Annotated in this window: 13 protein-coding genes and 3 pseudogenes; 6 read left to right on the forward strand and 10 right to left on the reverse strand. The window is 36.4% G+C overall.

The window, feature by feature from the left end; genetic code table 11:
• Window positions 1-103: 103 nt before the first annotated feature.
• Together HNQ80_RS20255 and HNQ80_RS20260 are read right to left on the reverse strand one after the other, a co-directional pair.
• Window positions 104-241 carry a Com family DNA-binding transcriptional regulator gene (locus HNQ80_RS20255; protein ID WP_184312510.1) on the reverse strand — a complete coding sequence of 46 codons (138 nt, stop codon included), beginning with the start codon at window positions 239-241 and terminating at the stop codon, window positions 104-106.
• Window positions 242-598: 357 nt separating this feature from the next.
• Window positions 599-1,057 carry an AraC family transcriptional regulator gene (locus HNQ80_RS20260; RefSeq protein WP_330602982.1) on the reverse strand — a complete coding sequence of 153 codons (459 nt, stop codon included), beginning with the start codon at window positions 1,055-1,057 and terminating at the stop codon, window positions 599-601.
• A gap of 583 nt (window positions 1,058-1,640) precedes the next feature.
• Between HNQ80_RS20260 and HNQ80_RS20265 the strand changes: the two genes are divergently transcribed.
• Both HNQ80_RS20265 and HNQ80_RS20270 read left to right on the forward strand, forming a co-directional pair.
• On the forward strand, window positions 1,641-1,964 hold the full coding sequence (locus HNQ80_RS20265) for a hypothetical protein (protein WP_184312511.1): 324 nt from the start codon (window positions 1,641-1,643) through the stop codon (window positions 1,962-1,964).
• Between the two features lie 477 nt (window positions 1,965-2,441).
• Window positions 2,442-2,675 (forward strand): DUF6199 family natural product biosynthesis protein, encoded by a 234-nt coding sequence (locus HNQ80_RS20270; protein ID WP_184312512.1) that lies wholly within the window; start codon window positions 2,442-2,444, stop codon window positions 2,673-2,675.
• A 752-nt stretch (window positions 2,676-3,427) separates the two neighbouring features.
• On the opposite strand, the gene HNQ80_RS20280 is transcribed toward HNQ80_RS20270, so the two are convergent.
• Window positions 3,428-3,670 carry a hypothetical protein gene (locus tag HNQ80_RS20280; protein WP_184312514.1) on the reverse strand — a complete coding sequence of 81 codons (243 nt, stop codon included), beginning with the start codon at window positions 3,668-3,670 and terminating at the stop codon, window positions 3,428-3,430.
• A gap of 382 nt (window positions 3,671-4,052) precedes the next feature.
• Here HNQ80_RS20280 and HNQ80_RS20285 point away from each other — a divergent pair, with 382 nt between their 5' ends.
• The 3 genes and pseudogenes from HNQ80_RS20285 (at window position 4,053) to HNQ80_RS26095 (ending at window position 5,445) form a co-directional block, all read left to right on the forward strand.
• The gene (locus HNQ80_RS20285; RefSeq protein WP_184312515.1) at window positions 4,053-4,454 is read left to right on the forward strand and encodes a DUF805 domain-containing protein; all 402 of its coding nucleotides are present in this window, start codon (window positions 4,053-4,055) and stop codon (window positions 4,452-4,454) included.
• Between the two features lie 505 nt (window positions 4,455-4,959).
• Window positions 4,960-5,106 (forward strand): annotated as a pseudogene (locus HNQ80_RS26090) (transposase); the annotation flags it as partial.
• Between the two features lie 9 nt (window positions 5,107-5,115).
• A complete protein-coding gene (locus tag HNQ80_RS26095; RefSeq protein ID WP_330602983.1) occupies window positions 5,116-5,445 on the forward strand; it encodes a GGDEF domain-containing protein in 330 nt (109 codons plus the stop codon).
• 339 nt (window positions 5,446-5,784) lie between these two features.
• Here HNQ80_RS26095 and HNQ80_RS20295 read toward each other — a convergent pair whose 3' ends face one another.
• The 7 genes and pseudogenes from HNQ80_RS20295 to HNQ80_RS20330 form a co-directional block, all read right to left on the reverse strand.
• Window positions 5,785-6,840: an ATP-grasp domain-containing protein gene (locus HNQ80_RS20295; RefSeq protein ID WP_184312517.1), complete on the reverse strand. Its 1,056-nt coding sequence runs from the start codon at window positions 6,838-6,840 to the stop codon at window positions 5,785-5,787.
• Window positions 6,812-7,087 (reverse strand): DegT/DnrJ/EryC1/StrS family aminotransferase, encoded by a 276-nt coding sequence (locus HNQ80_RS26720; RefSeq protein ID WP_408626362.1) that lies wholly within the window; start codon window positions 7,085-7,087, stop codon window positions 6,812-6,814. The genes HNQ80_RS20295 and HNQ80_RS26720 overlap by 29 nt, the downstream gene beginning before the upstream one ends.
• Before the next feature lie 69 nt (window positions 7,088-7,156).
• A pseudogene (locus HNQ80_RS20310) lies at window positions 7,157-7,801 on the reverse strand (CgeB family protein).
• Complete coding sequence (locus tag HNQ80_RS20315) at window positions 7,798-8,073, reverse strand: hypothetical protein (protein WP_207727122.1); 276 nt, start codon at window positions 8,071-8,073, stop codon at window positions 7,798-7,800. Before HNQ80_RS20315 ends, HNQ80_RS20310 begins: the two are co-directional and overlap by 4 nt.
• A 50-nt stretch (window positions 8,074-8,123) precedes the next feature.
• Window positions 8,124-8,813 carry a WbqC family protein gene (locus HNQ80_RS20320; protein WP_184312521.1) on the reverse strand — a complete coding sequence of 230 codons (690 nt, stop codon included), beginning with the start codon at window positions 8,811-8,813 and terminating at the stop codon, window positions 8,124-8,126.
• A gap of 126 nt (window positions 8,814-8,939) precedes the next feature.
• Window positions 8,940-9,656 (reverse strand): GNAT family N-acetyltransferase, encoded by a 717-nt coding sequence (locus tag HNQ80_RS20325; protein WP_184312522.1) that lies wholly within the window; start codon window positions 9,654-9,656, stop codon window positions 8,940-8,942.
• A gap of 42 nt (window positions 9,657-9,698) precedes the next feature.
• A complete protein-coding gene (locus tag HNQ80_RS20330; RefSeq protein ID WP_184312523.1) occupies window positions 9,699-10,661 on the reverse strand; it encodes a Gfo/Idh/MocA family protein in 963 nt (320 codons plus the stop codon).
• A gap of 353 nt (window positions 10,662-11,014) precedes the next feature.
• Here HNQ80_RS20330 and HNQ80_RS26730 point away from each other — a divergent pair.
• Window positions 11,015-11,173 (forward strand): annotated as a pseudogene (locus tag HNQ80_RS26730) (DUF4372 domain-containing protein); the annotation flags it as partial.
• Window positions 11,174-11,498 lie beyond the last annotated feature (325 nt).

Here is an 11,498-nt window from a genome sequence, read left to right on the forward strand (position 1 = left end):
AGCCTTCCCTCTAAATGTTTAACCCATGTGCATCCCTTACAATGATTCTTTCGTACTTTTATTCTCATCCTAATTCCTCCCACAATAGAAAAATCCCAGGGTGTCAATTTCCCTGGGGCGCTTGGTCCGCTGTATCAGCAACTATGTAATTCATATGGCCACATTTTCTGCACTTAATTCTGACTTTCCCTTCTAGTTCACAAAGGGTTCTACCGCATTTCTCGCACTTTACTTCTGTCATAAGCATTCCCCCTTGGGCTCCCATACTGCCGAGTTCAGAACAGGAGCCATAGATTTATGTAGTATGTTAGGTTTCTCAGAAAACTTTAATTAATAATAATTTTTCTGATTTGGACAAATTCTCTAGGGTTATAATGTAAGTAGCTAAATTCTCCTTTTTTATTGAGCTTCTGTCTTTTTGATAGGAGCTCTTATATTTGTTGACAAAACTCATATTTAGTGCATATCATAGTTGATTTGCGTAATAAAAAAATACCGCAAATTCATTTTGAATAATGCGATATTGTAATATGTTTTTCATTAATTATATCTTGGTAAGTATTATCTTGATAAATTGAAAATTTATCCAATGACTACTTTAATATATGGGTAAACAAATTTCACAATAATGATTGTTAACCATTTGAACCATATACCTTTCGATAATTGGTCTTGATTCATCAAGTTGATATCTTTGCCTTAATAATTCTGGAAAAATATCAATCCACGCTTGCTGAACTGCTTCTGCTGTATGATGAATTTTAAAAACAGCATATTTCCCTCCAACAATATTACCTTCTCTTACATAGTCGTCAATTACTGAATAGTCGTTTGAAACAACAATGCAGATATCATAACGGCAGTCTTCAGGTCTAGTAGTTTCGGGATTGTCTTGAGCAATTCCAAAGATTATAGATTCGTCATTGAATAAATGGTTAAGTTTCGCCCATTCTTTTAACTCTTCCATCGTTTGCACATTCTGAATTCCATAAGGACCAATCTGCCTTATGTAAGCAATCCGATATGCTGGCATCTTTTCAATCATAATATCCATCATTTGCTTTCTTCGCCTCCTTTAAAGAATAGATAATTTCTTCATTACAAGACTACTACGCTTTAAAATAGAAAGCAAAATATTTTTTAAAATTGTTAAATTTCAATCTATATTCCAGTCAAATTCAACATATTTTCCCAATATCACATTATTCAATTTCCAAAGAACAGTTTTTTATTTACTTCATCAAATAATTAAGACACGACTAACTGTAAATTTCGCACCCGTTGCATAATTATAGGATTCTTTTGCAGTACCCTGTAGTTTTTATTCAAGGTACTGTGCTATTTTTATATATTTATGCATTTCTAAAATGCTTACATCTCAAACAGACATGTAACTGTATGTAGTACCCTTGTGGGCAATGATTATCTTTTAGATTTACATGCTCTATAACTGAACATCGCCCTATTAAATTTCCATTTTCGTAAATGTTTCCCTTTTCATCTACAAGTATCATTCTTTTCCTCTAATCATGCACTAAAACATAATTTAGTACATCTCTCTTAAAAGAAATATGAATTTGACTGTAATAATTTTCCATAATATCATTATTCTGAATTTGATTAATTCAGGGGGTATTTACGTGTTTGAAAAGTTCCTATCTTTTAAAAAAGAATCTGCCTTTAATTTACTACAAAGACTTTTTTATATTGGTATATTCCCTTTGTTCTTCTCTGCATCTTGGTTAGGAAAATACTTTGCCATTTTATCTCCTATGCAGATTCAAGTTCCAGCCGAGCAACCGGGTTTTTACACTTTCACAACTGGGCCAAATGTTATGAAAGGTATCTTTGTAGGAGGATGCGTATTCATAGTTTCAATTGTTATATGGAAAATCATTTGTCAAATTTTACTCATCATACTTGAGGGTTTCGAATCCTATACAAATCGGAATAATTTAGATTAACTTCTATTTAGGTACAATTTTTTAATGTATCTTTTTTGCTTTGTTCGTGAAACCTCAATTTTTCGACTATGACCTTATATTCATCTTAATTCTCAAAATATCATTGAGATATTTTATATCTATCTTTCATATATACAAACGAGTATTTAAAGGAGACTTTTTATGGACAATGATGATAAAAAAGGCTGTCTGTTAATTATATTTGGGATAATAACTCCGTTTATATGGAGCTTTCTATTTTTTATATTATAGCCTTTGGTACATTCATATCTGAGCATAATGCACGTATCTTGTATTTTATTATCAATGCTATATTTACTTTTTGGATAGCCCGTTGTTACCCAAAATGGAGGCCCTTTGCAATCCCCTTCTTCTTTATCTGCTTCCTGCTAAGTTTTCTCGTATTTGTTGCAGTCGGAGTCATAAGAGGGGCCTAAATTCTATTTCAGACGAAATCTTATTTTAGGAGGTATTATTATGGGATTTTTTATGATATTTTTAATTGTTTTCAAACTATTTTTTGTAGTCGGTACCATTTTCTCACTGTTAACCGCGATCAATCCACATTTGGTTTGGCATATAACGGAAGAATGGAAATCTCATAAAAAACCACCTAAGTCATATTTCGTAATCCAAAGAATGAAAGGTATTATTGGAGCTATTATAGGATTAATTGCTTTATTTTTCATGTTCTTTAATGCTCCGATTTAAAATCGCACTAACTATTTATTCCTTGCTTATTCCCCATTGTGGTAATTATTGTATACTTTTGATATAATCATCCTACTAAGATTTGAAAGGATGATTTTCCTATGAATGCTTTGCCCTTAATTTTTTCTTCGGCGATTTTGATTTTAATACTTTATCTACTTGATAGAATATTCAATTATAAAGCTAGACTTATTTCTATCTGTGGTAGTAAAAAATATGTGGCAGCATTACTAGTTACAATGCTGGTTATAGGTTCTGCTGTAATACTCAGATATGATATATCACCTATATCAACTCCTGTATATTGGTCTTTCTTGTATTTATTTTATGTTCCTAAACATCTTCGCTAAATACAACTTTAGCATCTTTCGACTCGCTTCTTCAGGATTCTGTTTTTAAACACTAATTTTGTCTCAAAACGTTTAAATTTCACTATTTCCTCGGCAATAGTGTTTTTGTTTAACAAGCCTTTCTCTTTTTATGTATTTCCTACAACCTATCCATTTCAAGCCATTCTACAATACAATTCGGTATCTATGCTGAATTCCTGAAAACATAATTTTCAATATAATAACTTCTTTAATCTGATCTTAACTTTCCCTTCTAGGTCACAGAGGGTTCTACCACATTTCTCGCACTTAACTTCTGTCCTAAGCTTTCCCCCTTGAACTCCCCTCCTGCCGAATTCAGTACGGGAGTTATACATTTATGTAGTATGTTAAGTTCCTCGGAAAACTTATTATTCGTATCTTCTATCTTGGGCAATCTCTATTTGGTCCCCCAGATTTCTCTACTCCCACATCCTCAGGTTTTACACCATCACCAACCACTAATATTCTACCTTCATCAAACCATTCACTGTGCTTAATCTCTCCGTCTCGTGCAGGTGGAGCGATACAGTATTGATCACACCCATACAAATACTGAGCCCTTCCTGTGATAATTCCTTCAAATCCAGTGATTTTATCCTTTGCCTTTTTCCCTAATGTTATCATTTCCATTCCCCTTTCATTTTCCATTAATCTTATATTTCACGAAATTTCATTGTTGAATAATCTGGTATATTTCGTATAACTTTAATTTTTACTTTTCTTGATCCGCAAATTGGACAAAAGAAACGTTGCCTATATCCTTTTGGTGTTGATTCATAAGAAATTATTTTATAATCATGCTTATTGAATATATGGCATTTTAGTAGTTTTATAATTCTCATATTGCCCACACTCCACAAACTGCAAATTTAGTATTATATGCCATCCCACAGATAGTGATATATCAAAGTACCAAAACCTATGCTCCTAAAATCAATAATCCACTTGTAGCCTTATTTACTAAAATGGACTGTTGTTGTAAAATAATGCTATTCTTGTAAGAGGAGTGATTACAATTTTAAAACATATCTTTTCATATAAAGGCCGTATCAATCGACAGAAATACAACTTATATCAACTCATCGCGGGCATATTTATTATTTTAGAAATGATTATTGATGGTAGAGTTAATCAGGCTTTTCTGCTAATTTTTAGCCTCTTCACTACAACTTTATCAATAATTGTTATACTAAAATCAATACAGCGTCTACACGATATTAATCTTCCAGGTTACTGTATGCTAACGATTGCTTTTTTACATATTCTTGGTGAAATTACAAATCTTCTTGGTTTCAATATTCTAATACTTATTTTCATATTGATTTTGGCGATTAAAAAAGGTACAGATGGACCTAATAAATATGGGGATGACCCCCTATTGCCTAGTCCTAAAGAGACCACTCCATAGGTCTCTTTTTCTATTTGAATAGCCATATAACGAATATCCTAATATTGTAAGATTTCTATTCATCTATATCAGATTTTCTAAACTAAACCTCAATTTAGTGATATTCGTATACTTTGCTACATTAGGACTACATTTAATTGACGTGAAATACTACACATGTTACAATAATTCAAATTACTTTTGAGGTGATTACTGTGTTTGCTAAATGTCCAAATTGCTTAGGACAAGCAGTTCCATTATGGAAAAAGTTAATTGTTAATAACGAATATATCCGTCAAGTCAAATGTGAACAATGCGGAAAACTGCTTGTTTTGTCTTATAAGTGGATTTCTCTTTATGTGCTGTTATCTTTAATTCTCATTTTTGCTTTTTCAGGATTTCTATACTTTAGATTTATTAACCCATCGACTTATATAAAGTATGCATTAATTTATGTTGAATCATACCCGATTTGATGGACACACACCAAAGCTAGTATAATAAGACTAAGACGGAGATGTCCTCAATGAGTAAGAAAAAACCTTATGATCAAGACTTTAAACTTGAAACAGTTCGATTAGTTAAAGAGCAAGGTCGTAGCGTTAAAAGTGTAGCTAATGATCTTGGTGTTCATGAAATTACCATATACAAGTGGCTACGCCAGCATAATGAAGAAGGCGATATTGTACTGAAAGAACTTGGCAAAATTCTGCTTAAAATATGCCGAAATTTTGATATAGTTTCAAGAAATGGTGGAGAAGAATTTTCCGTAATGCTAATAGATTGTCATCCACAGCAAGCAATAAGTATAGCTGAACGTATTCGTTCAAACGTGGAACAAAACGCATTTATTCTATCAAACGGTAAAATAATAAGTATTACTGTATCAATTGGTATTGCAATTTATCCTGATACAACACTGGATCTTAGTAGATTAATAAAAGAAGCTGATAATGCATTATATAAAGCTAAACAAACTGGTAGAAATAAAGTTGTTCTCGCTGGGAGTTAGCCATATGGAATGGGAGTGTAAATAATTCTGTGGGTTTGGATTGGAAGGATCTCCAATCTGGTAGAATAGATTCATTTTTCGTGAAGAAGCTAAATATTAAAGGTCAACAGATTTTATCCGTTGACCTTTTTTAATACTTCAATTTTTCCTAAATAAATACTGTCTTACAATTTCACTTTTTGAAATTGCCAAGTATATGGATAATGGGAAGTTGCTAAGACAATAATTACTTATGGTACGGTTCTCGGTACCGCTGTAGCTGCGGTTTTTATATCATTACTAATAACTGGATACCTCCGTCGTAACGGACACATCAAACAAAAATCGTATGGAGCCTTTTCACTTTATATGGTGAAGCCTGGCTGTAGAAAGCGAGTTTAGCTTATCTAGTGGGAAGTAATAATCGCTGTATTGCCTCAATACAAGGCCAGTTGCTGCGCAGCCGGGTATTACCTCCTGGCAAAGCACTTCTGAGCGAATTAAGCTTTCCGGCTCATTTATTCCAAATAGTAACCGCATACCTGTGGAACTGCTGAATCTGGGATTTATTTCGAAAATTACCGGCATTCCATCTTTGAGGCGCAATTGAATATTTATAGCCCCATACGCTCCTAGTGTACTTGCAACTCTGGCACAATAATCTGCAATGTCGTGATAACCATCAGAAACTGCAGCAATAGAAACTCCTTCCTGCAAATACCGCCTTAAAGCGATTTTGGAAATAACCTTTCCCTTTTGATTCATACAAATCCCCACGGTAAACTCTTGCTCCTCATCTGTGAGGTATTCCTGTATAATTAAGTCTTTCTTACCCTTTACATTTTCAAGCAACTGCTGCTTATCTTTAACCAGAACGACACCTTCTGAGCCACGTCCCCCACGAGGTTTGACGATCAAGGGAAAACCCGTACTTTCAATAAATGAGGAAAGCATACCAGCATCTTCAGGATACCTGATACTTGTAGGAATCTGAAAACCGGAGCGTGATAAATGGCACATGGTCAGCCACTTATCAGTACAAAGCTCTATCACTGTAGGAGAATTTACAAACACCTTTGCTCCTGTAGACATTTCAAGGGATTCTCTATTTCTTGCATAAAATGAAAGCTCTGCTGTAGAGCCGATAAATATCGCTTTAATCTGATGATCTTTACAAAGGTTTTCAATAAACTTATAATAGCTTTCTTCATCTGCTGCCCGGAGAGCTATAAAGCCTTTGTCGGCAAAAAATAGACCTAGGGAATATGGGTTAGTGTCAATTGCTGTTACTTCAACAGGCAGTACCGATGCTTTAAGTGCCCTGATAATACCTAGACCGTACACCGAACCTGAACCTGTAACCAATACACTCAGAGGGCCATTGATTTCATGCATATTTTTGTAAGCTGCTGACAATGTAATCAACCTCCTGTTCTGTTAATCCCGGGTGAACGGGTATTGAAACTACCCTTTCGGCAGCTATGCGGGTATTTGTGAAAAATCCGAGGATTTCTCCCTGCTGATATAGGGGCTGGTCAGGGATAGCTGTGGGATAATGGATGCCATACCCTATACCCTGTGCTTCTAGGAACTCTATGAAACTGCTCCGGTTATTGACCCCAAGGGTATATAGGTGATATACATGCTCAAAACCCGGTTTCACCAGCTATACTGGTGCCCATTACGAAAACCTTATGATTGATGGTTGTCTGGTTATACATTTCAATTCCTTTCAATATAACTGCATGAATTTTAAAACCTGACGGGCACGTTCCTTATACGTATGCTTTGAGTAGACCTCCCGCTGCCCGTTTTGCGCTATTGCCTGACGCTCTGCCTCATGCTTCAAAAAGTAATCGACAAGCCTGACTGTATCTTCGTGAGAATATGAACATGTCAGATGAAAATTGTTTGTAAACAAATTATTGACCGACTACGTAGGTACTGTCAGCAAAAACCCCCCTGAACCCAGTACTTCAAAAGTCCTGGAAGTCAGCATTGTCTGGTCGTTTTGCAATCCTATTATTATTTTGGCTGAATTATAAACCTTGTTTGTTTCCTCATAGGGCAGCTCCCCTTTGAGCATATGCTTCGGAAGCTTAAAACCCATCAGTTCCTCGTTGAAACGGTCCCATCTCTTACCCCAGATCGCAAGGTTATAGCTCCTTTCGACCAAGGGCCTTAAAAGTATCTGAACGCTATCCTTCCGATCGGACTTCCAATCTTTTCCGCCATTACCGACTAAAGCCACATCATAATCATATTTACTGCTTGGCGGTTCATACTTATTGAATTCCGGATTGCAGCCAAAATCCAGATGCCCGGCAGGAAGCCCCAACTCCCTGTATTTATTTACACTATCAGGATGTATGGTCATAACTGCATCAGGTTTATAGATTTCAATACACTTGAAGGAACACGCTTCGGTCCATCTTGGATCTTCAGTTGCTCAATAGACATGTTTTCCTTATATTTAGCAACTCTTTTGACCAGCTCATCTACATGCTCACGTTTATGTCGGCGGTAAGCCCATCCCGTTGTTATCATAAGGTCAGGCCTAAAGTGGTCAATTGCCTCTTTTATAGAACTTCTACTTAAATCCCTCAGTACAAAAACAGGGCAGTTCAGTTCCCTAAAACCCTGTGGCAACCCAAGCGTATATTTCGAACTTTGTGAAAAAAACAGCAGCCTGATCATACTTATACCTCTCTCAACAAAAGCTTGCGTGTGCCCTCCGCCCCACAGTTAAATAACATATCAACTATAGACAGATTGGGGATAAAGCCACCCCAAAGCTGCGGATATGTTACAGGCTGATAGTCCAGATATTCCAACTTAATGTCCTGTTTTTCAAAAATCTCGGGCTGATTATATGCCTTCCCTCCCATGCCGGACAGGTAACAGTCAGCAGAAAAGTGGCAGCAGATAGCAGCTATCAGTTCATTTTTTCTAAGATCGGCAAATTGAGGTAAATCTGATAAAAAAACAAGCTTTGTTTCCAATCCGAGCAGGTCATATACAAGCCTGATAAAAGCTATGTTGGTATCTATAAGATACCCGGTATCTTGCAATACCTGCTCCATTATCGGGAAAACTTCTTCGAAATAAGGTGCCTTTGCGTAGTTTACTTGAAATGCCATAAGATGATTCCTTTTCCAACCCGGTATAACAATAACTTCATCAAATCGCTGCAAGCCCATTCCTTTGCGTTTGACCGGCACAGTGAGCATCTGAGTCCCTTGGGAAGTTTTGATAAGATTCCTATTATCCAATGAACTGCCTCTTTGAAACTGCGCAGTATCTAAAATAAAGAAAATATCACACTGTGCCATCTTAACAAAGTATCCCGGCCAGGGAATATAATTCGGTTGATGACCTGCTAATTTCATTGCCCTACCCCACTAAACTATTTATTATTGTTTCCAGCATACAAATAGCACTCCCGCAATACCCCATGCCCTCCATATCCTTCTTTGAAACGGAATAGCCCGGTATTGACGCTGCTTCCTTTTCCCTCAGTGGAAATACCCCAATCCAAATAAGTAAAACTGTTTTTTCGTCCCCACTCCATCATATAACCAAAAATCAGGTTTAGCGGCCGCATGTGCTGGTATCAGTCGTCGTGGGCAATGTTCAAGCTTATTCTCTAATACAGCCCAATAATCATTTATATCCGCATCCTCAATAACCGAAAGTCCACATTTCAGTGCCTTTTGATAGTTTCGAAAAGCTGTGGAACTCATCACCTGCTTTAAAAAATGATCCTCGCCTTTCTTAAGCTCAAGGGCTGTAGCCAGCTCTGTATACTCAATTTCAAACCCCGAGAACCTTAATGCAAAGTCAAGTTGATCCGAAAGCCCACTATGGTAAACCCTCGGAACGGGTTTTAGCCGTATATAGTCAAAACCATTCATGGCGCAATATTCAACAAGTGCACTTACTAACTCCAAGCATTTTTTAGTGCTTAGACTGGACTTGATAATCAGCCCTCCATGGGAATCGCCGGGGTAAGAATATAGGATTCGTTTATCCGCTTGTTGTACTACGGCAACAGGAAGAACGGCAATGATTCTCTTATCCTCCATAAATATCAGGGAATGATCTGAAAACTTGTCTGAAGGATGATAACCTAGGAATTTTCTCTCCTGCATAAAAGTGCCGTTAACTGAGGAACCAACAAATCCCTCCCATTTATTCTCATGTTCTTTTGAATAGCTCTTTACAACCAACATAACTTCACCACACTTACCTGATTATAATGCCTACCGTCTCCATCAGTGGATGATGATTTTTTCTCCGCCTTTTGCGAGAGAGTCAGAAATGCAATCAGTTATTTTTGCCACAAAATCTATATTTTCTCTGCAGCTAAGGGGTTCCTTGTTTTCTCTAATGCATTCGATAAAATGAAGGCACTCCTGTGTCAGAGGTTCTAAATTCTCTTCAACTGCCAAGAAATGCTCCAGCTCTCCGTTAACGAAGAGTTGGATTTTTCTATCGGTGGCCTGTGCATTATCAAATACTAATTTTGTTTTCGATGCGACCAGTGTAATTTTCCTGGTTTTTTCGGTATGAATGAAGCTCGCAAATATAGAAGCTGTTTTACCATCCGGGAAACCCATCAGTATATTAATAACATTGTTATAAGGACTTTGATTATAACTTTCCCCATGGGAAATTACCCAAATTGGGTCGACTCCTATCAAGTGGCGTGAAAGATAGATATCATGAACTGCCAGATCATGAAGAACATCTACGTTGGGAGCCTGAGAGGCCGAACTGGTTCTGGACATGTTCAAGTAATATAGCTCATCAATAATATCTTTTTCTTCTAAGAGCCCCTTTATCTTTTTGACAGCAGGATGGTAAATCAATGTGTAGCCGACCATCAATATGGTATTTTGAGCAGCAGCCAATTCAATCAGATCATTACTGTCTTTCCTGTTAATTGTCACAGGCTTTTCTATGAGAACAGCTTTGCCTTTGTTTATTACTTCCTTCGCCAGCATGTAATGGCTTTCAGGTGTTGTGACTATAATAACCCCCTGTACCTCACTGTCATTCAATATATCTGCCTTGTTTTCAGTGAACCTCGTCTGAGGGTAAACAGGAGCGGCCTGATTTAGCTTTTGATAGTCAAGGTCGCAGGCCCACTTCAATTCACAGCCCACTATTGCAGTTATGGTTTTCAGATAATTCTTTCCCCATTTTCCGCAGCCTATCAAAGCAAGCTTGATCATTGCAAGACCCCCTCAGTTACATACTAGATTATATGTCGGAGCACCATATATTAGAATATTCACCACTCATACAAGGGTTACTTACATTGAGCCTCCTCATCTGAAAAAGGGGCTACCACCTACAAGTGTTGCATCAAAGAAATATGTAACACTTGGCATGGTAAAAATTTAATAATGAAAAAAAGAACCTTCTTTGGTTTAATGAAGTTATCGTAACAACATTCCAAAGGAGATTCTTTTCATGTTCAATAATAACAGAATATTTTTCAATAAAATAACAGAAGTAATTAGTGGTAGAGTTTTAGATAAATTAGTGAAAAGTATAATTCTGATTACCGACACAACACTTTGATACCGCATCTCATTTGCTATCAATGCTCTACTTTCAGCTAAAGGGTTTAAGCAGCTTAAGAGAACTACAAACAAGCATATCAAACAACAAAAAGTTAATGAGATTGATTAATATCCCTAGCGTATCACAGCTTTCAAAAAAGAATGAGAATAGAGACTAGAGAATATTTGAAGAGCTGTATTACCACGTGGTTGATAACGCAATAAAAATATTTGGAAGGCGAAGAGTCAACATAGAACTGCCAGTAATTTAGATCATTGATTCAACTATGATAGATCTTCCTTTCACTTTTTCCAATCAATATGATGATAAACAGAATCGTTGTATTTAGCAAACATAAATCCGTGCACACGGTTTAGGAAATTATTTCACAAAAAACCGCAGTCACTTTGAACTGCCCCCTGTCAAGTAGACAGTGGAAATAATTAAAAATGTGTAGCGTCAATCCATTGATTGGCGCTATATTTATGCAACTAGCTTTGATA

It is taken from the genome of Anaerosolibacter carboniphilus (assembly GCF_014205875.1).
GTDB lineage: Bacteria > Bacillota > Clostridia > Peptostreptococcales > Thermotaleaceae > Anaerosolibacter > Anaerosolibacter carboniphilus.